Raw genomic sequence first — 22,889 nt, forward strand, 5'->3', positions numbered from 1 at the left:
GCGATGTGCGAGATCTCCGGAGCGCGGCCAGCGTGCGCCGTCGAGACGCTCAAGCCGTCGTCGGCGAGCTCGTGGTCCAGGCCGAGCGCTCGGCACCCCGGGCCGTGCGGCACTGGGTCATGCGGACCATCGCCGACGCCGACGTCGGGGGAGCGCCCAACCAGGTGGTCGAGCTGCTCACCGCCGAGCTGGTGTCGAACGCGGTCGTGCACGGTCCCGACCGCGGCGACGTGCGGGTCGAGGTGCGGATCGACGGTGCGACGGTGCGCGTGAGCGTCCGTGACACCGGCGGCGGCACCCCGACGGTCGGCCACCCGGAGCCGACCGCGCCGAGCGGGCGCGGTCTGGCGCTCGTCGAGGCACTGTCCACCGACTGGGGCATCCACCCCCACAGCGACGGCAAGACGGTGTGGTTCGAGGTCCGGACGGACGAGTGACCGGACGAGCCGGCCCGACACGCCCGGGATGTCCGGCAGTGCCGGATGTCACGCGGAGGTCCCCGGCTGCTGCTCATGGCAGCCCCGACGGGGGTCCGTAGTGCGCTGGCCTGCGCCTCGACAGTGCGCGCGGGGCCTGTGCAGCGTAGTTTCGGGGGCGGACGACCAGGAGCGAGGGGCAACCAGACCATGAGCGAGCGCACCGACGGGCAGAACTCGTCGACGACGACGACGCGACTGCCGGACATCCGTGCCGAGGTGCGCGAGGACGGCACGGGGGAGATCTCCGTCGACGGCGTCATCGAGCGGGTGCGCATGGCCACCCTGGCCGAGGCGGGCGCCGCGATCACCAGCCGCATCGCCGGGCTGGCGGGCTCGCTCGGACGGCCGGTGCCCGTGCAGGTGCGGGACCCCGACGGCGTCTGGTCGCTGCTGATCCACCCGGACGGCCTGGTCGACGAGGCACCCGGGGACCCGTCGTCCGACGACGCCGACGGTGCGCCGCAGTCCGGCCCGGTCGACGTGGTCCGCGACGCCGACCAGAAGCGTGCCGACGAGAAGCGCCCCGACGACGCACCCGCTCCGGAGCGTCCCGCCACGCCGGCCTCCGGCACCACCAGCCCCGAGGCCCCGCCCGCCGGCTCGGTCCCGTCCACCCCCTCGGCCGGCCTGCCGATCCCCGTCACGACGGAGCCGGCCGCAGCGAGCGCTCCCGCGGCCCCGCCGTCGCCTGCCCGCGGACCCGCGGCGACGCGCGGAGCGTCCACGCGTCCGCAGGACTCGGCCCCGACGACGGCCGGCAGCGACACCTCGGGCACGAGCAGCCTGACCGGAGACCGCCTGAGCTCCCCGGCGCCGACCAGCTCCTCGCAGCCGCTGCCCACCCTGGACGACCTGCTCGCCGCGCGGCACCCGGCCGCCACCGGCGGCCCCGCCGAGCACGGGTGGCAGGCGGGCATCCGGCGGCTGACCTTCGGGGGCATCTCGCCCGCGCCCGGTCGCGTGGAGCGGCGTCGGCGCATCGCGTCGGCCTCGGTGCGCCGGACCCTGGACGGTCCCAAGACGATCGTGGTGATCAACCCCAAGGGTGGCGCCCACAAGACGACCGCCACGATGCTGCTGGCGGCGACGTTCGGGCTCCAGCGCGGGGGGTACACGCTGGCCTGGGACAACAACGAGACCCGGGGCACCCTCGGCTGGCGCTCCTCGCACGCCGACCACACGCGCACCGCCGTCGACCTGCTGAACGCGCTGCCCGTGCTCGGCGACGAGGGCACCGTCCGGATCGGCGACCTCGACGGGTTCGTCCGCACGCAGCCCAGCGAGCAGTTCGACGTGCTGGCGTCCGACGAGAACTCCGCGTCTGCGTCGTCGGTCGACGCCGACTCGTTCAGCTCCCTGCACCAGGTGCTCTCGCGCTTCTACCGGGTGCTCGTCATCGACACGGGCAACAACATGCGCGCCTCGAACTGGCAGGCGGCCGTGGGTGCCGCCGACCAGATCGTCGTCGTCTCGACCGTCCGCGAGGACACGGCGCAGTCCGCCGCGTGGGCCTTGGACGCGCTGCGCGCCACCGGTCACGACGAGGCGGTCCGGCGCGCGGTCACCGTCCTGTCCGCACCCGAGCCCAAGGTGGACAAGGACCTCCAGAAGCGCCTCCGGTCCCACTTCGGGGCCCTCACCCGGGCGGTCCTGGACGTGCCGCACGACAAGGCGCTGGTGGCCGGCGGGCCCATCGACTACGACGCTCTCAGCACGACCACGCGCGACGCCTGGCTCCGCGTCACGGCCGTGGTGGCCGACGGCCTCTGAGAACTCGCCCGCCGTGGCGTGCAAGAACCGGTGCGCTCGCGACAGAGTGCAGGTGTAGGCCTTCGTCCGACCACCACCAGGGAGCACCGTGCCGTCGCGGACATCGAGCACGCCGGACAGCGAGACCGGCGACGTGCCGACGGGCATCGGGGACGTTGGGGGCCCTGGGGCCACGGCGCACGACGCAGCCTGGTTCGAGGCGCTGGTCCGCGCGCACGCCACCGCCGTGCACCGCTTCGTGGTCCGTCGTGCGGGCCGTGACGAGGCCGAGGACCTGGCCGCCGACGTGCTGACGATCGCGTGGCGTCGCCGCGCGGACGTGCCGGACGGCGCCGAGCTTCCCTGGCTGTACCGCACGGCGGGGTTCGTCGTCGCCAACCACCGGCGCAAGGGCCGACCCATCCCGGTCGCGGACGTGGCCGACGAGGTCGACTCGGACGACCCGGCCGTCCGCGCGGTGCAGGAGGAGCGCGTCCGCGAGGTGCTCGGCGCCCTGAGCGCCCGCGACCGGGAGATCCTGCTGCTCAACGCGTGGGAGGGGCTGACCGGCGACGGGCTGGCCCAGGTGCTCGGCGTCGGCCGCGGCGGGGCGGACGCCGCGCTCAGCCGCGCACGCGCCCGGTTGCGCGAGGTCTGGGCAGCCGCGGAGGCCTGACCTGCAAGGTGCGGGCTCCTCGGCACACATGAGGGGTAGAGGAGTACCGCACCCCGGACCAGGAGGCAGCACCGTGGACGACCGAACCAACACCGAGCCCACCGAGGACGTGGCCTTCGCCCGCCTCCAGGCGGCCGACCCCGCCGCCGGCAGCGAGCCGAACCTGCCGGCGCTGTACGCGGCCGTCGCCGAGGGGACCGGCATCACCGTGACCGCCCCGCAGGACGAGCTCGCGGCCCGCCGGACCCGCCGCGCGCCGCGCTGGATCACGATCGCGGCGGCCGTCGCCGGCGTCGCCGTGATCGGCGGGGGCAGCTACGCGTACGGCCTCAACAACGCTCCGCCGGCCGTCACCGCCGAGCCGGCGATCTCGCTCGGGCAGGCGCCCGGCGCCGAGGTCGCGCGCGACCAGGCCGCGACGTCGATGGCGGCCGGGGGACCGGAGTCCGCCAAGCTGATGTACCCCTGGTATGGCGGCCGGACGGTGTTCACCGCGTCCGGGCTGTCCACCGAGGGCGGCTCGGGCGGCGCGTGGGGGTTCGACGCCGCGGGCACCTACTCGGAGGAGACCGTCGCAGCCGCCGCTGCGGCGCTGGGCGTCGACGGGCAGCCGCGGCAGGAGTACGGCACCTGGTCGGTCGGACCGACCGACGGCTCCGGTCCGTCGGTCTCGCTGTCCGCGGACGGCCTGGCGAGCCTGTCGTACTACGACCCGACGCGGGACCCGTGGAACTGCCAGTTCTCGGCGCCCGACGGTGCCGTGCAGCCCGACTCCGGGACCACCGACGGTGGCGTCGCCCTGCCCGAGCCTGCGATCGACGGCGAGGAGAGCAAGTGCCCGACCCCCCTGGACGCCCCGACGGGGGACGCCGCGGTGCAGCAGGCCAAGGACGTCCTCGTCGCGCTCGGCATCGACGTCGCCGACTACCAGCTCGCCGCCTCGACCGAGGCGTCCGGCCCGCAGGTCACCTACGTCACCGCCAGCCAGACGCTCGACGGGCAGCTCACGGGGGTCACGGCGAGCGTCACGGTCGTGGCCGACGGGGTCCAGTCGGTGTACGCCCCGCTGGCGCCGATGATCGAGCTGGGCACGTACGACGTGGTCAGCCCGACCGAGGCCGTCGAGCGGCTGGGCGACCCGCGGTTCGGCATCTCGGGCGGCGGTGGCGTGATGCCGCTGGCCGGCCAGAGCGCGCGGGTGGCCGACGACTCGGTGAGCTCGCCGGTCCAGTCCGAGCCCACGGTCCCCGCGACGCCGTCGGCAGGCAGCCCGTTGGCCTGGCCGGTACAGGAGGTCACCCTGGTGTCCGCACGCCTGGGTGTCGCCCTGACCACCCTGCCGACGGGCGCGTCGGTGCTGGTGCCCACGTACGAGCTCGCCGACGCCGACGGCGTTACGTGGAGCGTCATCGCGGTCGTGGACGACCAGCTGGACTTCTCCGCAGCGGGCTGACCCCTCGGGGAAGCCCTGCGGAGAGAGCACGAAGGCCGGCCGGCGTCGGAGGGACGCCGACCGGCCTTCGTCATGCCGGACGGTCGGTGCACGGACCGCCGAGAACAACCTGAGTGCCGTTCCCGCCCCCCGTCGCGCCACTGAGGTTGTTCTCGCCGCCCCTGTCGCCCGCGAGTCCGGCCGCTGTGCGCACATGCTCGGTCGTCGTCGGTCGTTGCTGACAGACTCGCGGGCATGGGTGAACGGACCGAGAAGCTGCTCCTGCTGGACACCGCCTCGTTGTACTTCCGGGCGTACTTCGGGGTGCCCGACTCCGTGAAGGCGCCCGACGGGACGCCCGTGAACGCGGTGCGCGGGCTGCTCGACATGATCGCGCGGCTGGTCAACGACCACCGGCCCACGCGGCTGGTCATGTGCTGGGACGACGACTGGCGGCCGCAGTTCCGGGTGGACGCGATCCCGTCGTACAAGGCGCACCGCGTGGCGGTCGAGGTGCCGGGCACCACGGGGGTCGAGGAGGTGCCGGACACCCTCTCGCCGCAGGTGCCGATCATCGTCGAGGTGCTCCAGGCGCTCGGCATCGCGCGCGTCGGGGTGCCCGGCTACGAGGCGGACGACGTGATCGGCACGCTGGTCGCGCGCGAGGTGGCCAAGGAGGACCGCGCACCGGTGGACGTCATCACGGGGGACCGGGACCTGTTCCAGCTGGTCGACGACGCGGTCCCGGTGCGGGTGCTCTACACGATCCGCGGCATCAAGGATCTGATGGCCATCGACCAGGCGGTGCTCAAGGAGAAGTACGCGGTGTCGTCGGGACCCGGCTACGCCGACATGGCCGTGCTGCGCGGCGACCCGAGCGACGGGCTGCCCGGCGTGCCCGGCATCGGGGAGAAGACTGCCGCGCAGCTGGTGCACCGGTACGGCTCACTCGACGGGATCCTCGCCGCGCGCGACGCCGGCGACCCGGGCCTGACCGCGACGCAGCGTCGGCGGCTGGTCGAGTCGGCCGACTACCTGGCGGTCGCGCCGGCGGTCGTGCGGGTGGCGCCGGACGCTCCCGTCGGGGAGCTCGACGACCGGCTGCCGAGCGTCGTCGCGGACGCCGGGGCGCTTGTCGCGCTGGCCGAGACGTGGGGGCTGTCGTCGAGCGTGAAGCGGGTGGTGGACGCGCTCGCCGGGTGAAAGTCGGGCACGACCCGGAAATCGGACGTATCAGACATGGACAAGCGTCCTCCTGCTCGGACGTGCGTTACCGACCGGTAGCCACGCCCGTGCCGGAGACCACCGGCACCCTGCACCCCGACCCCGGGGTCTCGACCGGAAAGGCACGTCCCCATGTCCTCTGCCCGCACCCTGACGTCCACTGTGTCGAAGCGGCACCCCGCGGCCACGACGTCGTCCCACATCCCCAGCAACACGTTCGCCCCGACCGTCCCGCAGCCGTCGCTGGTCGACCGCGCGGTGGCGGGACTGGCGACCGTGCTGACCCGCTACTCCATCACCGCGCTGCGGATCAGCCTCGGGCTGGTGTTCCTCGGCTTCGGCGTCCTGAAGTTCTTCCCCGGCATGAGCCCGGCGGCGGAGCTGGCCGAGCGGACCATCGGCACGCTGACGTTCGGCCTCGTCGGCCCGACGGCGGCTCTGCTGCTGACCGCGATCATGGAGACCGTCATCGGGCTCACGCTGGTCACGGGACTGTTCCTGCGCACGGGCCTGGTCATCCTCGCCGCGGCGCTGGTCGGCATCATGTCGCCGATCGTGCTCTTCTACGGCGAGCTGTTCCCCGCCGGCGGACCGACCCTGACGGGTCAGTACGTGGTGAAGGACATCGTGCTCGCGTGCGCGGGCGCGGTCATCGGCGCCGCGGCGCTCGGTGCGCGGCTGCGACTCCCGCAGGAGTGAGCGACCTCAGTCCTTCAGGAACACCTGGGGGCCCGCCTCGCGCCAGCCGTCCGCGGCTGCCGGGGCGGGTCCTCCTGCGTTCACGACCATGAGCTCGTCGCCGATGACGAGGTCGACGACGCCGCCCTCGGTCGACGTGCACCCGGTGGTCGGCAGCTCGCCGGTGGTCAGGCTCAGCACGCAGAGCAGGTGCGTCCGTGACACGCCGGCGTAGTAGCGCGTGTCGGCCGTCGCGGCCAGGAACCGGGTGCTGGCGGGGTCGATGAGGCTGCCGGCGAGGTCGTCGGCCGCGACGGTGTCCACCGACCGCTGGGCGTGGTCGAACACGGCGAGCGTCGTCGCCGGGTCCACGGTGGGCAGCGCGACGGGGATCTGCGCGAGCCGCACCCAGATCATGCCGCTGGCCACCAGCGCGGCCGCGGCGACCAGGACGAGCGCGGTGAGCATGCCGGACCGACGCCGGGGCGCCTGGTCGGCACCGAACCCGGTGAACGCGTCGGAGAAGAAGTCCGTGTCGTCGAACGTCGTCATACCGTGCACATCGACGTGATCCGGGCCGGACGTGAGGGGCCGTGCACCGAATGCCCCCGTTCGGGTGCAGCGACCCCGCGAACGCAGGGCAGAATCACCTCCCGTGATCACGGTCAGCACGGACGGCTCCTGCCTGCGCAACCCCGGCGGGGCGATCGGGTGGGCCTGGGCCAACCACGACGGCAGCAGCGCCAGCGGCGGTCACGCCTCCGGCACCAACCAGGTGGCCGAGCTCATGGCCGTCCTCGAGGCCATCCGGTCGCACCCCGGCGACGAGCCCCTGGTGATCCAGGCCGACTCGCAGTACGCGATCAAGTGCTCGTCGGAGTGGGTGCACAGCTGGAAGCGCAAGGGCTGGCGCACGGCTGCCGGCGGGCCGGTGCAGAACCTGGCCCTGATCCAGTCCATCGACGCGGCGATCGCGCAGCGGCCGGGTGGCGTCAGCTTCGTGTGGGTCCGCGGTCACCGCGGGGACGAGTTCAACGAGCGGGCCGACGAGCTCGCCGGGATCGCCGCCCGGAGCGTGCGCGACGTCGCTCCGGAACCGGCACGGGCCGCGGAGCCCGACGTCTTGTTCTAGGAGCGGGGCGATCAGCGGGGCTGGGAGCCCCGGGAGAGGATCGCCTGCGCGCCCTGCGCCGCCTCGGTCACGTACTCGGACACCCACCCGACCGGCGCGCTGCCCCACGACTGCCCGACGGCGGCCACGGGGAAGACCACGAGGTCGTGCTCCGCGTGCGTCAGGACCAGCTCGGGGGAGCCGTCACCGCGTGCGGAGCCCCACACCAGCCCCGGCACCCGCTGCGCGACCAGGTCGCCCAGGGTGACGCCGAACGCGTGCACCAGCGACTCCGGGTCGGTGCGGTCGCGCTCGTCGGACTGCAACCAGATCGCCTGGACGCGGTCGAACAGGTCGCCGAGGGTCTGCGTGTCGACCTGGCCCGCGCACAGGCCGGTGATGATCTCCCGGTGCTGCGCGGCCCAGACCAGCTCGGCAGGGTTGAGCGGCTCCACCTGCACCGAGCGGGTGTCGTCGGCAGGCGTGTGCGGGTGCGGCACCGTCGACCCGTCGGTCGGCGTCTCGGCACGTCGGAACAGTCCCATGTGCCGAGTATCGACGGAGTCACCCCTGCGCTTGACCCCCGACACCCCGAGATCGCCCGGTCGGCGTCTCGGTGCACCCGGGCAACTGACCGTCGGACGCACGAGGGCCGCGCCGACCCGGAGGTCGACGCGGCCCTCGTCACGGAGCCAGGCGGGTCAGCGCTTGACCGTCAGGGCGTGCGACGTGGTGGTCGGCAGGTACCCGCCGTCACCGCTGTAGCTGGCGAGCACCACGGTCGAGTGCTGCACCGCCGGGAGGGTCACCTTGGCGACCCCGTTGGTGAGCGGCACCGTGGCCACCCGCTGGAGGCCCAGCGACACGGACACCGAGCCGGTGGGCGCGGGTGCACCCTTCGGGCCGGTGACCGTGATGGTCACCACGGGCTTGTCGCCCTTGGAGACGGTCCACGAGGTCGCCGTGAGCGACGCCGTGGCCTTCACCTTGGTGACGGTGAACCACCGCTGCGCCTGCGACCCGGACACGTCCGCGTTGCCGGTGTAGACGGCGGTCAGGTGGTGGTTGCCGGACCGCAGCGTGCCGGGGATCACCACGTCGGCGACGCCCCGCAGGCCGGTGACCTTGACCGTGCCGGTGGCGACCGTCACCCCACGGTCCTTGATCTCGACCGTGCCCGTCGGCGGTGCGGTCGCACCCTTGACCACGATCGCTGCCTTGGTCGGCTGCCCGTACGGGGCGGACGTCCGGGACAGGATGAACGTGGTCGTCGAGGTCGACTTGGCGATCTCGACCGGGACGGCCTCCGACGTGGACGGCGCGAACAGGCTCGCGTCCGCAGGGGCGAAGCTCGCGGTCAGCGAGTGCGCCCCGGCGCCGAGCGTGACCTTCACGCTCGCCGTGCCGTCGGTGACGGCCGACGAGCCGACCGGGGTCTGCCCGTCGAGGAACGTGACGGTGCCCGCGGCCTCGGCCGGTGCGACGGTGGCCGTGAGCGTGAGCTCCGAGCCGACCGTCGTGTCGCCCGTGACCGCCAGCGTGGTGGTCGTCGGGGTCGCCGGCTCGCCGGTGGCGACCTGCACGACCGTGAACGCCCCGATGTCGCCGTAGCTCACCAGACCGACGTAGGTGGTCCGCGGCGTGAGGTCCGCCCACGACGCGGTGTAGCCCACGGGGACGCCCTGCACCCCGGCCAGCACGGACGGGTCGAGCGCCAGCGGTGCTCCACCGTCCAGCACCGACGTCGCCGTGAGGTCCCACGCGACGCTGCCGGTCGCGTTGAAGACGTCCACGACGACCGCGTAGGTACCGGCGTCGGGCTCAGCCAGATCGACGCGCTCGTCGCCGGACGCGGTCGCCGACTGCCAGCCCGCGACCACGTCCCCTGCCTCGTCCAGCAGGTAGACCGTCAGGTCGAGGTCGGCCGAGTCGTCCAGGGCGTCGAGGTCGAACCGCGCGAACGCAGCACCCGCCGGGACGTCGACGAGGTACTCGGCGGAGTCGCCGGTGGCACCGGAACCGCTGTGCTCGGTCTCGGTGCCGGTCGGGTCGGCGAGCAGCTCGCCGGCGGTCAGGCCGGTCGTCGCCAGCGGGATGTCCCCGGTGGAGCCGGGCGTCACCTCGATGTCGACCGAGCCGGTGGTGCCCGTCCCGTAGACGGACCCCGGAGCGAGGATCGCGACCGGCTGCACCGCGATCGGGCTGCGGACGGCCGTGTCACCCGAGGTCCAGGTGAGCGAGCCGGTCGCGAACTCGTCGAGAGCCGCGTCGGTGCGGGTGAAGGTCACCGAGAACGTCTTCGCCTCGCCGGCCCCGCCGAACGTGAGCGTCGACGGCTCGACCACCGTGTCGATGCCCGGGAGCCCCTGGACCGACGAGGTGAAGGTCCCCGCCTGCGTCGAGGTGACGGTGCGGGTGATCGTCTGGGTGGCCGTGAGGCTGCCGATGCCGATCGAGGCGATGTTCAGGTCGCTCGCGTCGATCGGGTCGGCGGGAGCGCCGTACCCCTGGCCCGCCAGGTACGAGTACCAGTCCGGCAGACCGTTCAGGTAGAGCAGGCCGGGCTCGAAGAACTTCGTCGGGTCGACGTGCCCGGCACCCTGCGCGAACGGGTCGGTGACGGGGTCGCCCGCGTCGTCGACGGTGTCGTACGCGGTCGTCATCATCGCGGACTTGATCTCGGAGGGTGCTGCGTCGGGACGCTCACCGAGGTACAGGGCCGCGAGGCCGGCGATGTGCGGCGAGGCCATGGACGTGCCGCTGAGGAACTCGTACGTGGGCTCCCCGCCCTCGGCGTTGGCGCCGGCGGCGAGGATGGAGACGCCCGGAGCCGCGATGTCCGGCTTGATGATGTCGCTGCCGCCCGCGAGGATCGGCCCGCGCGAGGAGAAGCCGGCGACCTGCGGGACCGGCGGGGTGGTGCCGAGCTCGTTGCCGGTGGTGAAGGTCGCGGTGGCGCCGGCGGTGGCCGCGTAGGCGACGACCGCGTCGTGGTAGATGTGGCTGAGGTGCACGGTCGGGACCGAGTGGAAGTCCGTGTCGAGCGAGCTGGGGGTCACGTTGACCAGCACCATGCCGATGCCGCCGACGCGGGCGACCTCGGCCGACTTGTCGACGCGGGCGACGACGCCGCGCTCGCAGACGATGATCGTGTCGGGCTGGACGAGCGCCGGGTCGAGGGAGCCGGGCGCGCACAGTCGCACGTCCGCGGCGGTCGCGCCGGCGAGGCCGACGGCGGTGGAGTTCACCAGCGCACCGGTGAGCGGCTCCGCGGCCGGGTCCATGTCGACCGTGATCGAGGCACCTGCGAAGGCCTGGCTGTCACCGAGCGTGACCGTGGCCTCGTAGCTGGGGATCGTGGATGCGGCCACCGAGGTGTACCAGGGGGATGCGTGGTCCGCGGTCGAGGCGCCGGGTCCGGCGTTGCCCGCGGAGACGGAGACGAAGATGCCCGCCGCCGCTGCGCCGAGGAACGCGTAGTCCTCAGGCCCGAGCACGGTCGTCGCCGCGCCGCCGCCGATGGAGAAGTTGATGACGTCGACGCCGTCGGCGACCGCCTGGTCGATGGCGGAGAGGATGTCGGAGTTCGCGCAGCCGTCGTCGGTCTGCACGGACGGGTCCGGACCGGACCAGCAGACCTTGTAGGCGGCGATCTTGGCCGCGGGCGCGACGCCCGTGATGGTGCCGAAGTCGATGCCGCCGATCGAGGTCGGCGTGCCCACGTTGCCGGCCGCCGTGCTGGCGGTGTGCGAGCCGTGGCTGTCACCGTCGCGCGGGGACACGTACTCGCCGGTGGACGCGTCGCCGATGTTGGCGGCGCCGTACCCGTCGAGGAAGTAGCGAGCGCTGACGATCTTGGTCGAGCAGTCGTCGGCGGTGAACTGCTCGCCCGTCTGGCAGATGCCGTGGAAGACGTTGCCGTCACCCTTCTGGAAGGTGATCGTGTCACCGTCCAGGTACGGCTCGGCGCCTGCCGTGGTGCCCAGCGGGCTGCCCGCGAAGGCGGGGTTCTCGGGCGCGATGCCCGTGTCCAGCACGCCGAGGACGACGCCGTCACCGGCCTGGTCGGCGCCGCCGATCGACTCCCAGACGCCCCCGGGGCCGTCGAGCCCCAGGAAGGACGTCGAGGGCTCGGCGGTGATGTGCTTGAGCTCGTCCGGGACCAGGGAGAGCACCTCGCGGTCGGCGTGCAGCGTGGCCGCCTGCGCCGCGGTGAGGTCTGCCGCGAACCCGTTGAGGGCCAGCGTGTAGGAGGCGTCGATCGAGGCACCGACCGAGTCGGCCACGGCCTCCTGCTTGTCCGCGAGGTAGTCGCGGTAGCTCTTGGCGGGCGCCTTGCGTGCGTTGAGCTGGTCGCCCTCGGCGGGCTTGGTGGCCGCGTAGCCGCTGACGCCGCCGTCGTAGGTGGCGACCGCCTCGTCGGCGAGGGTCACGATGTAGCGGCCGGGCTTGAACTCGGTCTGGCCGCTGGGCTTCGTGATCTCGAAGCCCGTCCCTGTCGGCGGGGGTGCCGCCGACGCGCCTCCGGCGCCGAGTAACGCGGTGCTGATCGCGACTGACAGGGCGGTGACGGCGGCGAGGACGGGTCGACGTGGCATGTGCGCATCCCTGGCTTCGAGGAGGATCGACGTGCGTGCGCCCGCGACGTGACGGTAGTCACACGTTGACGCACGCCCGGTGCACGTTACTGGCAGGTACGGCATTCGTCACCTTCAGGCGGAATGATCGTTTCCTGTTCGTGACCTGAGGGCTCAGCGCAGGGGCACGAAGACGAACGACCCATGAGTCGTGATCTCCGTCCGCCCGTCCCGCCGTTCCACCAGGTGCATGGTCGAGCGCACCGGGATCACCATGCGTGCGTCCTCGCCGAGCTGGTCCACCAGGGCCGCGGGCAGCCGCCTCGGTGCCGCCGAGACGAGGATCCGGTCCCACCCGCCGTCGACCGGCCGGCCGAGGGCCCCCGGGGTCGCCTGCTCGATGCGCGCCCAGGGCAGGCCGCACGCGTCGAGGTTGGCCGCGCCCCACACGGCGAGCTCGGGGTCGAGCTCCAGCCCGAGCACGGCGCCCCTCGGTCCGACGAGCCGGGCGAGCAGCGCGGTCGTCCAGCCGGAGCCGGACCCGACGTCGAGCACGCGCGCACCGACGGGCACCTGGAGCAGCCGGAGCATGAACGAGACGGTGCTCGGCTGCGAGCTGGTCTGCCCGTGCCACAGCGGCAGCGGGTGGTCCTCGGCCGCGCGGGCGCGCTGCTGCTCCGGCAGGAACCGCTGGCGCGCGAGCTCGTGCATCGCGTCGTCCACGTCGGCGGCGCGTGTCGGGTCGGCGTGCGCACCCATGAGGTGAGCCTACGATCGGGCCTTCCGCCATGGACGCCGTGAGGAGGCACCGTGCGCTACGACGTCGTGGTCGTCGGCTCCGGCTTCGGCGGGTCCGTGGCGGCCCTGCGGCTCGTCGAGAAGGGCTACCGCGTCCTGGTGCTCGAGGCCGGGCGACGGTTCACCGACGAGACCCTCCCGCGCACCTCGTGGGACGTCAGCCGGTTCCTCTGGGCGCCACGGATCGGCTGGCTCGGCATCCAGCGCATCCACGTGCTGCCCGACGTGGTGGTGCTGGCCGGCGCGGGCGTCGGCGGGGGCTCGCTCGTCTACGCCAACACCCTCTACCGGCCCACGTCCGACGCGTTCTACGCGGACCCGCAGTGGGCGGGCATCACCGACTGGCGGGCGGAGCTGGCGCCGTACTACGACCAGGCGAGCCGCATGCTCGGGGTCGTCGACAACCCCACGTGCACGCCGTCCGACGAGATCGTGCGCAAGGCCGCGGTCGACCTGGGCGTCGGCGACTCGTTCCGGCTGGCGCCTGTCGGCGTGGTGTTCGGTGTCCCCGGCGCGCGGGTGCCGGACCCGTTCTTCGGGGGTGCCGGACCGGAGCGGCGCGGCTGCCTGGAGTGCGGCGAGTGCATGACCGGCTGCCGGCACGGCGCCAAGAACACGCTGCCCACCAACTACCTCTACCTGGCCGAGCGGGCGGGCGCGCGGGTGGTCGCGGAGACGACCGTGACGTCCGTGCGCCCCTGCGCTCAGGGCTGGGAGGTCCGCACCGAGCGGACCGGTCGCCGCGGGGCGGGGCGGACCGTGACCGCCGACCAGGTGGTCGTCGCGGCCGGGACGTGGGGCACCCAGCAGCTCCTGCACCGGATGAAGGCGGACGGCACCCTGCCGCGGCTGTCGGACCGCCTGGGCGCGCTGACCCGCACCAACAGCGAGTCGCTCGGCGGCGCGGCGACGCGCTGGCGCGGGTGGCGACGCCGGCCGGACCTGACCCGCGGCGTCGCGATCACGTCCTCGGTCCACCTGGACGACCACACCCACCTGGAGCCCGTGCGCTACGGCCGCGGGTCCAACCTCATGGGCCTGCTCAGCACGGTCCTCACCGACGGCGGCGGGCGCGTGCCCCGACCGGTGCGCTGGCTGGGCAACGTGCTGCGGCATCCCGGACAGGTGGCGTCGCTGCTGCTGGGCCTGGGCAGCTGGTCGCAGCGCACGGTCATCGGGCTCGTCATGCAGACCGGCGGGGCGTCGATCACCGTGCGACCACGGCGGACCTGGCGCGGGACCACCCGGCTGACGTCGACGCCGGGGGAGGGCGAGCCCAACCCCACCTGGATCCCGGCCGCCAACGCCGCCTACCGGCGGATGGCCGCGCACCTGGGCGGCTTCGCCGCGAGCAGCCTGGGCGAGGTGGCCGACGTGCCCATGACGGCGCACTTCCTCGGCGGGTGCACCATCGGCCGGTCGGCGGACGAGGGCGTGGTCGACGCCTACCACCGGGTGTTCGGGTACCCGGGCCTGCACGTGGTGGACGGCTCGACGGTCTCCGCGAACCTCGGGGTCAACCCGTCGCTCACCATCACCGCGCAGGCGGAGCGGGCGTTCTCGCTGTGGCCCAACCGTGGGGAGCCCGATCCGCGGCCCGCGCTCGGCGAGCCGTACGAGCGGCTGCGGCCGGTCCGACCGCTGCGTCCGGCGGTACCGGCGTCGGCCCCGGGCGCGCTGCGCCTGACCGTGCTCTAGACGGACTCCCGCACCGGGACCACGGGGATCATCCCCGTGCGCGGCACGTCCGCCGCCGACGGGGGCGGGACGAACTTCGGCTTGCGTCCCGGACGGCCCCGCTCGCGGCGCATCTCGATGCCCTCGAGCGTGGTCGCGCGCCAGACCGCGCCGCCGTTCAGCCGACCGTCGGGCTGCGGCAGCCACGGCACCTTGCGGGACAGCCAGACGCGGATGGTGGCGTGCTCGACCCCCAGCCGGTCGGCCAGCCGGGCGATGTCGTAGAGGTCGTCGAGGCCCTGCGGCACCGGGGGCGCGGCGGTCGGGGCGGGGGGTGGTTCGGGGAGCACGGCGAAAGCGTAGCGGCCCGCGCCTGTGAATTGTGTGACGGAGACGTGACGAGATCCACACGAGATCTCCCCCGCCCTGGGGCCTCAAGTGTCAGGGGCGACCGTCCGAAGAACTTAACGTGTTACGCGTGAGTAACAAGATTCCGTTCCGAGGTCGGCCAGCGGGTGGCCGGCACGCTGCGGCGCGCCCTGCGCCCGTACGTGCCCTCCCCCAGCCCGCCCGCCTCGCCCAGGGTGCCGTGGTCGCGGCGCTCGCCGTGAGCATGTGCGCGATGGTCGCGGTGTCGGCGAATGCCCGTGACGGTGGGAGCGCGCTCACGGGCGTCGTTCCGGCCCACCGATCCGCCGCCCAGGTCGAGCAGGCGCGGGCCGGTGCGGTCGAGGTCGCCACCGACGCCATCGAGTTCGCCCAGACGGTCCAGGCGGAGGCGGCGCAGGTCGCGATCGACGCCACCCAGCTCCAGGCCCTCGAGGCCGCGACCGACCACCTCGACGAGGTGCTCGCCGTCGCGACCGCCGACGTCGACCGCGGCGCCGCCACGTCCCGCTCCGACGACCGCGACGACGTCGCCGGCATGGAGGGCACCGCAGGGACCGCGGCCGAGCCGACCGCCGCCGCGACCAGTACCCCGGCCCCGCAGACGGAGACCGACCCCGCGACGGTGTTCGAGCAGACGCCGGCCGCCGTACCCACCGTCGCGCCGAAGACCGGCGCGGAGGACTCCACCACCGCCGAGCTGCGGGAGGCCGTCGCCGCGGTCGCGACCGCCACGGCCGTCGTGAAGCAGAGCGCCGAGGCGAAGAAGGTCGCTGACGCCGCCGCAGCCGCGGCCGCTGCCGCCGCCTCCGCACAGGCGGCCGCCGACGCCGCTGCCGCCGCGCAGGCCGCCGCCGAGTCGGAGGCAGCCCGGCGCGCCGCGTGGAAGCAGTCGCTGCTCGGCTACGCCAACGGCAAGATCCCCGACTCCGCCCTCTGCGGCGTCAGCTTCGACGCGTCCGTGCGGCTGCGCTGCGACGCCGCCGAGCAGCTGGACATCCTCAACGCCGCCTACCGGGACAAGTTCGGTGCCAACCTCTCGGTCAGCGACTCCTACCGCTCGTACGCGGGCCAGGTGCTGTGCCAGCGCACCAAGGGCTACCTGTGCGCGACGCCCGGCACGTCGAACCACGGCAGCGGCGTGGCGGTCGACCTCGGTGGCGGCATCGAGACGTTCGGCACCAAGCAGTACCGCTGGATGACCGCCAACGCCCCGGCGCTGAACTGGACGCACCCGTCCTGGGCGGAGAGCGGCGGCAGCAAGCCCGAGGCGTGGCACTGGGAGTACACGGACTGATCGTTCGTGGTGGTCCGTCCGACCCGGACGCGCCACCGCGGCCCTACGATCGGGCGCATGAGCACCTCGGCCGAGCCGGGGCGGACCTGGCCCCTGGTGGGCCGGGCCGCCGAGCTCGACGACCTCGACGACCTGTTGTCGACGGCCGCCGACGGGGTGGGCGTGACGGTGCTCCTGGAGGGTGAGGCCGGCGTCGGCAAGACGAGCCTGGTCGACGCCCTGCGTGGCTCGGCCCGGCTGCTCGACGTGGAGCTGCGCACAGCCCGCGCCACCGAGATGCGCGCCTGGCCGTTCGCCCTGCTCTCCGACGCGCTGCTGGTGCGGTCGGGCCGGTCCAGCCGGGGTCCCGTTGAGGCGGAGCTGACCGACCTGCTGGACGCGATCTATGCCGACCCCGTCCGCTCGGTGGCCCGGTACGACCGCGCCGCCGAACTGTTCGCAGCCCTGCTGCGCCGCCGGGGCGACAGCCGCCCGTGGGCCCTGGTGCTCGAGGACGTGCACGAGGCCGACGCCCCCTCGCTCGAGGTCCTGCTCCAGCTGGCGCACGAGGGTGCGGTGCCGCGGGCGCTCGTGGTGCTCACCATGCGCCCGGTCCCGTACCGGCCCGAGCTCGCCGAGGTGGTCGCCGCGTGGACGCGGGCGGGCGCCCGGTACCTGGAGCTGCGGCCGCTGAACGCGCGCGCCACGGTGGAGCTGGCCGAGAACCTCGTCGGCACCCCGGTGGGCCCGGCGCTGCGCGGGACGCTCGCGACGACGGGCGGCAACCCCCGTCTGGTCGCGGACGTGGTGCGGACGGCCCGGGCGGCCGGCGCGCTGGTCACCACGGACGGCGTCCTCGACTCGACGGGCGTCCGGTGGCTGACGCCGCTCGACGAGGTGGTCCGGCGTCGCGTCGAGTACCTGGGGCCCGAGGTGCTGGCCCTGCTGGGTCAGGCGTCGGTGCTGGGCTCGTCGTTCGTGATCGCCGACCTGGCCTCCCTGGCCGGCGACCCGGTCGGCGACTGCTGGCGCACCCTGCGGCACGGGCTGGCCGCCGGCGTGGTCCGCGCCCGCGGCGACCGGCTGGTGTTCGGCCACGACCTGGTGCGGGGGGCGCTGTACAACGGGCTCGAGCCCGAGCAGCGCCGGGCCCTGCACGCACGTGCCGCCTGGGCGCTGCGGCAGGCCGGTGCGCCCGCGCAGATCGTCACCGCGCACCTCGAGCGCGCGCGCTGAGCGCTCCGGCGCATAGCGTGGAGCTCCCGGGCTCACGCCCGTCCGACTGACCAGAGGAGCACCATGCCCACGCGCACGTCACGCACCGCCTGGAACGGGACCCTGATGGAGGGCGGTGGCCAGGTCGAGCTCAGCAGCTCCGGCGCGGCCACGTTCGACGTCTCGTTCCCGAAGCGCGCCGCGGAGGACGCCGACGGCACGACGAGCCCCGAGGAGCTCATCGCGGCCGCCCACTCGTCCTGCTTCGCCATGCAGCTGTCCGCCGTGATCGCCGAGGCCGGTGGCACGCCCATCGCCCTGGAGGTCAGCGCCGACGTCACCCTGCGCCCCGACCCCGCCGGCGGCTTCCGGATCAGCGGGATCGTCCTGACGGTCCGCGGGGAGGTCGAGGGTCTCGACGCGGACGGCTTCCAGGCCGCTGCCGAGAACGCCAAAGCCACGTGCCCGGTGAGCAAGGCCCTGACCGGCACCGAGATCACCCTGAACGCGTCGCTGGCCTGACACGACCCGCAGCGTCCGAGGAACTGGTCGCCCTGGCGCTCATTTCCTCGGACGTTGCACCGCGTGGACCAGGGACGTCCGAGCAACTGGTCGCCCTGGCGCTCACTTCCTCGGACGTCCCTGTCGCGTGACCATCCCTCGGTGACGTGTGCGGGGGAGACGGTCGCCGGTGCGAGACTGCCCCCGTGGTGGCCGTGACGCAGACCGTGGCAGGTGACGTGGGCAGCGCCGACGTGGTGCAGGCCCTGCGGTCCGCGCTGCGCGGGGAGGTCGACGACAGCACCCGCCGGCGCGCCGAGTACTCCACCGATGCGTCGAACTACCGCGTGGTCCCGCAGGTCGTCGCGTTCCCGCGGGACACCGACGACGTGCTCGCGGCCCTGTCGGTGGTGCGCGACCTCGGTGTCCCGCTGACTGCCCGCGGGGGAGGCACGTCGGTCGCCGGCAACGCGGTCGGCACGGGGGTGGTGCTCGACTTCTCGCGGCACGTCAACCGGATCCTGGAGATCGACCCGGACGCACAGACCGCCCGCGTCGAGCCGGGCGTGATCATGGCCGCCCTCCAGAAGGCAGCGGCCCCGCACGGTCTGCGCTTCGGCCCGGACCCGTCGACGCAGGCGCGCGCGACGCTCGGCGGGATGATCGGCAACAACGCCTGCGGCCCCCGCGCGGTGGCGTACGGGCGGACCGCGGACAACGTGCTGGCTCTCGACGTGGTGGACGGCGCCGGGCGACGGTTCGAGGCGCGGTCGGGGGCGGGCGCGCTCGACGTCGTCCCGGGTCTCGACGCCCTGGTCCGCGGCAACCTGGACGTCATCCGGACCGAGCTTGGCCGGTTCGGCCGGCAGGTCTCCGGCTACTCGCTCGAGCACCTGCTGCCCGAGAAGGGCACCGACCTGGCCAAGGCGCTGGTCGGCACGGAGGGGACCGTTGCCACGCTGCTCGGCGCGACCGTCCGCCTGGTGCCGGTCGCGGCCGCCCCGGTGCTCGTCGTGCTCGGCTACCCGGACATGCCCACGGCGGCCGACGCCGTCCCCGCGCTGCTCGCGCACGCCCCGCTGGCCATCGAGGGCATGGACTCCCGGCTGGTGGACGTGGTCCGCCGCGTGCGCGGTGCGTCGGCGGTCCCCCCGCTGCCGACCGGCGGGGGATGGTTGATGGTCGAGGTGGGCGGTGCGGACCTCGACGAGGCTCTGCAGCGGGCGCATGCGCTGGCGGGCGATGCCGGAACCACGGCCGTGGGCCTCTTCCCGCCCGGACCCGAGGCCGCCGCGATGTGGCGCATCCGCGAGGACGGTGCCGGCCTGGGTGGTCGGACGCCGTCCGGCGAGCAGGCGTGGCCGGGGTTCGAGGACTCGGCCGTCCCGCCGGAACGGCTCGGCGCCTACCTGCGTGAGCTCGAGGCGCTCATGGCGTCGCACGCCGTGGACGGTCTGGCCTACGGGCACTTCGGCGACGGCTGCGTGCACCTGCGTCTGGACATCCCGCTCGAGCGGTCGGGCAACCCGCTGCGCGCGTTCATGACCGACGCGGCGGCGCTCGTCGCGTCGCACGGCGGGTCGCTGTCGGGTGAGCACGGCGACGGCCGCGCCCGCTCGGAGCTGCTGCCCGTCATGTACTCCGCGCAGGCGATCGACCTGTTCGGCGCGTTCAAGGACCTGCTCGACCCGCGCGACCTGCTCAACCCCGGGGTGCTGGTCCGGCCGCGCCCGCTCGACGCCGACCTGCGCCGCCCGTGGGCCCGCCCGCTGCTGGCCGACGGGCACGGGTTCTCGTTCGTGCACGACGCCGGGGACCTGACCACCGCGCTGCACCGCTGCGTCGGTGTCGGCAAGTGCCGGGCGGACAGCACCGCGACCGGCGGCTTCATGTGCCCGTCCTACCTGGCGACGCGGGACGAGAAGGACTCCACCCGCGGACGCGCGCGCGTCCTCCAGGAGATGGCGAACGGCACCCTGGTCGGCGGCGGCTGGTCGTCGCCCGAGGTGCACGAGTCGCTCGATCTCTGCCTGTCCTGCAAGGCGTGCTCGTCGGACTGCCCCGCGGGCGTCGACATGGCGCAGTACAAGTCCGAGGTGTTGAACCGTACGTATCGCGGAAGGCTGCGCCCGGCGTCGCACTACGCGCTCGGCTGGCTGCCCCGCTGGGCGCGGCTGATCACCGGTGTCCCGGGGCTGTCCGCGCTGACCAACGCGGTGCTCGGCATCCGTCCATTGGCCAAGGTCGTGCTGGCCGGCGGCGGCATGGACACCCGACGGCAGATGGTCACGTTCGCGCGGCGGCCCTTCCGCGCGTGGGTGCGCGGCACGGGCAGCGGGAACGTCACGCTGGTCCCGTCCGGTGGCGGGAGCGAGCGTCGTCACCACCCCGAGCGCAAGGTCCGAGCAGGTGCGCGTCCCGGCGACCGGTTCCTCGGACGTCCCGGCAAGGGCACCCAGCGCGGCGGCACGACCGGTTCCCGCAGGCCGCAGGTGGTGCTCTGGACCGACTCGTTCTCCGACACGCTCGCGCCGTCCGTGGCGCAGGCCGCCGTCGCGGTGCTCGTCGACGCCGGGTACGAGGTGCTGGTCCCGCAGGACAACGCGTGCTGCGGCCTCACCTGGATCAGCACCGGGCAGCTGGACGGGGCGAAGAAGCAGCTGACCCATCTGCTCGGCGTGCTCGGACCGTTCGCGGTCAACGGCATCCCGATCGTCGGCCTCGAGCCGTCGTGCACCGCGGTCCTGCGCTCCGACCTGCGTGACCTGCTCCCCGACGACCCGCGCGCCGTGGCCGTCGCCCGCGAGACCCGGACCCTGGCGGAGCTGCTCACCGCGCCCGCACCCATCGGTCCGGGCGACCGCTGGCAGGTGCCGGACCTGTCGGACGTCACCGCCGTCGTGCAGCCGCACTGCCACCACCACTCGGTGATGACGTGGACGCCCGACCGCCGCCTGCTCACCGACGCCGGCGCGCAGTTCTCGGCGCTCGCGGGCTGCTGCGGCCTGGCCGGCAACTTCGGCATGGAGAAGGGGCACTACGACGTGTCCGTCGCGGTGGCGGAGAACGCGCTGCTCCCGGCGCTGCGCGACGCCGCCCCGGGGGACGTGTTCCTGGCCGACGGCTTCTCGTGCCGCACGCAGGCGGACCAGCTGGCGGGGGTGCAGGGCGTGCACCTGGCCGAGCTGCTGGCCGCGCACCTGCCCGCCCGCCGCGCGGTCGAGACGTCGGCCTAGGCTGGCCGCATGCTCGTCGCCTTCTCCGTCGCCCCGCTCGGTGCGGGCGAGTCCGTGACCGCCGCCGTCGCCGATGCCGTCCGCATCGTCCGCGAGTCCGGGCTCCCCAACCGCACCGACGCCATGTTCACCACGCTCGAGGGCGACTGGGACGAGGTGATGGACGTCGTGAAGCGCGCCACGGACGCGGTCGGCCGGCACGGCCACCGCGTGAGCCTGGTGCTCAAGGCGGACATCCGGCCGGGGCACGTGGGGGAGCTCACCGGCAAGGTCGAGCGGGTCGAGGCCGCGCTCACCAACGGGTGACGAAAGCGGCCGACCGGACGATCCGGACGGCGGAAACAGGACGCATCCGGGTGATGTGACCGATCTCCGACCGGCACGTCCGACGGACGGGCTGACGTGCCAAGCGCGCTGTGGGACAGTGTGGTCGCGAGCGTGCCGGTCGGGGCGCGCGGGGCGCACGACGGGACGCGGAAGGCCAGACAGATGCCGATCTTCGAGCTCGACGAGGGCCGACCGCGCCTAGTCCAGCCGATGCAGCCCCTGACCGGATCCTTCGCGCAGGAGTGTGCCTCCCTCCTCACGCACCACCTCGCCGCCATCGCCGGCGAGCCCTTGTTCGCGGTCCGTTCCCGCACGGGTGCCCCCGACCACGCGGACCTGCCGGAGCTGCTCGCCCTCGACTCCACCGGCCGCCCCGTGGTCATCGACGTGGTGCAGGTGGTCGACGACGACGCGGTCATCTCCGCCCTGCGGCACGCGGGTGCGGCCGCGCGCATGACCACCACCGACCTGGCGCGGGCCTACCACCCGGACCCGAGCCGGTTCGCGGTCGACTTCGCAGCGTTCCGGGAGCAGGCGGCGTTCGGTGCCCAGACGAGCCGGCGCGAGGGCGTCCGGCTGGTCCTGCTGTGCTCCGAGGTGGCTGCCGAGGCCGGGGACACGCTCGGCTTCCTGCGCGGCCCCGGCCGCCACGTGGACGTGCTCCAGGTGGGCGTCGTGCGCGGTGTCGACGACCGCCGGCTGCTCGACGTCTCCCCGCTGGCCACCCACGAGGGCGCCCGGCGATCCGTGGAGCCCACTGCGCTGCGCCTCGTGCGGTCCAGCGAGGGCTTCACCGCGGGTGCGTACGAGCCCTACGTCCCGACGGCCGGGCCGGTGCGCACGCCCGCGACGGGGGAGCTGCGCGCGGTCACCCCGCCGCCGGCCACCCCGGCGCCGCCGGCCCCGACCCCGCTGCGGGTGCCCCCGCCCGAGCCGGCACCGCGGCCTGCCACGGAGCAGAAGCCCCGGCCGACGGTGCACGAGGCGCCGACCACGCTGACGCCGGTGGTGGGCCTGCGGTCCGCCGCCGACCACGTCGTGCCCCGCACCCCGCCCCGCGACCGGACGGACGAGGTGGCCGGACCGCGCCCGTTCGTCCCGGTGTCGGCGCCGCTGCCGATCTCGTCGAGCTTCCCCTCGACCCCGGCCACACCGACCGTCCCGACCGTCCCGATGCCCCCGCGGCCGTCGACCCCGGCGCCGCTCGCTCCGCCGGCACCGACCGAGGAGCTCGCCCCGGTCCGGGACACCATCCTCGACGACGACCTCAGGGCGCTGCCCGAGCTGGCCACGCTGGCGAAGAGCCGCCGCGCGATCACGACGCTCGTGTGGGTGCGGGCACGCCGCGGTCAGCGGCTGGTCGCCATGCTCCGCACGGACGGGCTCATCGAGCTGCCGACGGGCGAGCTGCACGCGGACCCGGACACGGCGGCGTCGGCGGCGGTGGCCGCGGAGAACCTGGTCGACGGCTGGCGGGCGTGGCGGCTGGGCGAGGGCGGTCCGACGCTCGCCGAGGCCACCGGCATCCTGCGTCCGTGACGCCCGG

Annotated in this window: 19 protein-coding genes; 14 read left to right on the top strand and 5 right to left on the bottom strand. The window is 74.1% G+C overall.

Annotation, left to right across the window (positions count from 1 at the left end):
• Nucleotides 1-32: 32 nt before the first annotated feature.
• The 6 genes from ACO06A_RS10800 to ACO06A_RS10825 all read left to right on the top strand — a co-directional run bounded on the left by ACO06A_RS10800 (nt 33) and on the right by ACO06A_RS10825 (nt 6,259).
• Entirely contained in the window at nt 33-437 is a 405-nt protein-coding gene (locus ACO06A_RS10800) for an ATP-binding protein (RefSeq protein ID WP_421732193.1), read from the top strand.
• 189 nt (nt 438-626) lie between these two features.
• Nucleotides 627-2,249, top strand: a complete 1,623-nt coding sequence (locus tag ACO06A_RS10805; protein WP_421732194.1) for a chromosome partitioning protein — start codon at nt 627-629, stop codon at nt 2,247-2,249.
• 88 nt (nt 2,250-2,337) lie between these two features.
• Nucleotides 2,338-2,904 carry an RNA polymerase sigma factor gene (locus ACO06A_RS10810; protein ID WP_421732195.1) on the top strand — a complete coding sequence of 189 codons (567 nt, stop codon included), beginning with the start codon at nt 2,338-2,340 and terminating at the stop codon, nt 2,902-2,904.
• A 73-nt stretch (nt 2,905-2,977) separates the two neighbouring features.
• Nucleotides 2,978-4,357 (top strand): hypothetical protein, encoded by a 1,380-nt coding sequence (locus ACO06A_RS10815; RefSeq protein ID WP_421732196.1) that lies wholly within the window; start codon nt 2,978-2,980, stop codon nt 4,355-4,357.
• Between the two features lie 234 nt (nt 4,358-4,591).
• Nucleotides 4,592-5,539: a 5'-3' exonuclease gene (locus tag ACO06A_RS10820; protein WP_421732197.1), complete on the top strand. Its 948-nt coding sequence runs from the start codon at nt 4,592-4,594 to the stop codon at nt 5,537-5,539.
• 153 nt (nt 5,540-5,692) lie between these two features.
• A complete protein-coding gene (locus ACO06A_RS10825; protein WP_421732198.1) occupies nt 5,693-6,259 on the top strand; it encodes a DoxX family protein in 567 nt (188 codons plus the stop codon).
• 6 nt (nt 6,260-6,265) lie between these two features.
• Here ACO06A_RS10825 and ACO06A_RS10830 read toward each other — a convergent pair whose 3' ends face one another.
• Entirely contained in the window at nt 6,266-6,790 is a 525-nt protein-coding gene (locus ACO06A_RS10830; RefSeq protein WP_421732199.1) for a hypothetical protein, read from the bottom strand.
• 103 nt (nt 6,791-6,893) lie between these two features.
• On the opposite strand from ACO06A_RS10830, the gene ACO06A_RS10835 reads away from it, so the two are divergent.
• On the top strand, nt 6,894-7,370 hold the full coding sequence (locus ACO06A_RS10835; RefSeq protein ID WP_421732200.1) for a ribonuclease H family protein: 477 nt from the start codon (nt 6,894-6,896) through the stop codon (nt 7,368-7,370).
• 11 nt (nt 7,371-7,381) lie between these two features.
• Here ACO06A_RS10835 and ACO06A_RS10840 read toward each other — a convergent pair whose 3' ends face one another.
• The 3 genes from ACO06A_RS10840 to ACO06A_RS10850 form a co-directional block, all read right to left on the bottom strand.
• Entirely contained in the window at nt 7,382-7,894 is a 513-nt protein-coding gene (locus ACO06A_RS10840; RefSeq protein ID WP_421732201.1) for a DUF3806 domain-containing protein, read from the bottom strand.
• Between the two features lie 156 nt (nt 7,895-8,050).
• Complete coding sequence (locus ACO06A_RS10845) at nt 8,051-11,947, bottom strand: S8 family serine peptidase (RefSeq protein ID WP_421732202.1); 3,897 nt, start codon at nt 11,945-11,947, stop codon at nt 8,051-8,053.
• Between the two features lie 153 nt (nt 11,948-12,100).
• Nucleotides 12,101-12,685 carry a protein-L-isoaspartate O-methyltransferase family protein gene (locus ACO06A_RS10850; protein WP_421732203.1) on the bottom strand — a complete coding sequence of 195 codons (585 nt, stop codon included), beginning with the start codon at nt 12,683-12,685 and terminating at the stop codon, nt 12,101-12,103.
• Nucleotides 12,686-12,736: 51 nt separating this feature from the next.
• Between ACO06A_RS10850 and ACO06A_RS10855 the strand changes: the two genes are divergently transcribed.
• Complete coding sequence (locus ACO06A_RS10855; protein ID WP_421732204.1) at nt 12,737-14,422, top strand: FAD-dependent oxidoreductase; 1,686 nt, start codon at nt 12,737-12,739, stop codon at nt 14,420-14,422.
• Here the strand turns inward: ACO06A_RS10855 and ACO06A_RS10860 are convergent.
• Nucleotides 14,419-14,751 (bottom strand): hypothetical protein, encoded by a 333-nt coding sequence (locus tag ACO06A_RS10860; protein ID WP_421732205.1) that lies wholly within the window; start codon nt 14,749-14,751, stop codon nt 14,419-14,421. The genes ACO06A_RS10855 and ACO06A_RS10860 overlap by 4 nt on opposite strands.
• A gap of 128 nt (nt 14,752-14,879) precedes the next feature.
• Between ACO06A_RS10860 and ACO06A_RS10865 the strand changes: the two genes are divergently transcribed.
• From ACO06A_RS10865 to ACO06A_RS10890, 6 genes are all read left to right on the top strand, one after another.
• Nucleotides 14,880-16,085 carry a M15 family metallopeptidase gene (locus tag ACO06A_RS10865; RefSeq protein WP_421732206.1) on the top strand — a complete coding sequence of 402 codons (1,206 nt, stop codon included), beginning with the start codon at nt 14,880-14,882 and terminating at the stop codon, nt 16,083-16,085.
• A 57-nt stretch (nt 16,086-16,142) separates the two neighbouring features.
• A complete protein-coding gene (locus ACO06A_RS10870; protein WP_421732207.1) occupies nt 16,143-17,300 on the top strand; it encodes an AAA family ATPase in 1,158 nt (385 codons plus the stop codon).
• 63 nt (nt 17,301-17,363) lie between these two features.
• Nucleotides 17,364-17,801, top strand: coding sequence for an OsmC family peroxiredoxin (locus tag ACO06A_RS10875; RefSeq protein WP_421732208.1), 438 nt, complete (start codon nt 17,364-17,366; stop codon nt 17,799-17,801).
• 185 nt (nt 17,802-17,986) lie between these two features.
• Nucleotides 17,987-21,016 (top strand): FAD-binding and (Fe-S)-binding domain-containing protein, encoded by a 3,030-nt coding sequence (locus tag ACO06A_RS10880; RefSeq protein WP_421732209.1) that lies wholly within the window; start codon nt 17,987-17,989, stop codon nt 21,014-21,016.
• 9 nt (nt 21,017-21,025) lie between these two features.
• Nucleotides 21,026-21,322: an MTH1187 family thiamine-binding protein gene (locus tag ACO06A_RS10885; protein ID WP_421732210.1), complete on the top strand. Its 297-nt coding sequence runs from the start codon at nt 21,026-21,028 to the stop codon at nt 21,320-21,322.
• 183 nt (nt 21,323-21,505) lie between these two features.
• Nucleotides 21,506-22,882: a hypothetical protein gene (locus tag ACO06A_RS10890; RefSeq protein ID WP_421732211.1), complete on the top strand. Its 1,377-nt coding sequence runs from the start codon at nt 21,506-21,508 to the stop codon at nt 22,880-22,882.
• Nucleotides 22,883-22,889: the final 7 nt, after the last annotated feature.

Origin of the sequence: Cellulomonas sp. (assembly GCF_965229465.1) — a bacterium.
In the GTDB taxonomy this organism is placed as follows: Bacteria; Actinomycetota; Actinomycetes; order Actinomycetales; family Cellulomonadaceae; genus Cellulomonas.

Coding starts and splice junctions, on each gene's coding strand:
- ACO06A_RS10805 (WP_421732194.1), top strand. CDS start 627: ATGAGCGAGCGCACCGACGGGCAGAACTCGTCGACGACGACGACGCGA.
- ACO06A_RS10820 (WP_421732197.1), top strand. CDS start 4,592: ATGGGTGAACGGACCGAGAAGCTGCTCCTGCTGGACACCGCCTCGTTG.
- ACO06A_RS10825 (WP_421732198.1), top strand. CDS start 5,693: ATGTCCTCTGCCCGCACCCTGACGTCCACTGTGTCGAAGCGGCACCCC.
- ACO06A_RS10830 (WP_421732199.1), bottom strand. CDS start 6,790: ATGACGACGTTCGACGACACGGACTTCTTCTCCGACGCGTTCACCGGG.
- ACO06A_RS10840 (WP_421732201.1), bottom strand. CDS start 7,894: ATGGGACTGTTCCGACGTGCCGAGACGCCGACCGACGGGTCGACGGTG.
- ACO06A_RS10845 (WP_421732202.1), bottom strand. CDS start 11,947: ATGCCACGTCGACCCGTCCTCGCCGCCGTCACCGCCCTGTCAGTCGCG.
- ACO06A_RS10850 (WP_421732203.1), bottom strand. CDS start 12,685: ATGGGTGCGCACGCCGACCCGACACGCGCCGCCGACGTGGACGACGCG.
- ACO06A_RS10870 (WP_421732207.1), top strand. CDS start 16,143: ATGAGCACCTCGGCCGAGCCGGGGCGGACCTGGCCCCTGGTGGGCCGG.
- ACO06A_RS10875 (WP_421732208.1), top strand. CDS start 17,364: ATGCCCACGCGCACGTCACGCACCGCCTGGAACGGGACCCTGATGGAG.
- ACO06A_RS10885 (WP_421732210.1), top strand. CDS start 21,026: ATGCTCGTCGCCTTCTCCGTCGCCCCGCTCGGTGCGGGCGAGTCCGTG.
- ACO06A_RS10890 (WP_421732211.1), top strand. CDS start 21,506: ATGCCGATCTTCGAGCTCGACGAGGGCCGACCGCGCCTAGTCCAGCCG.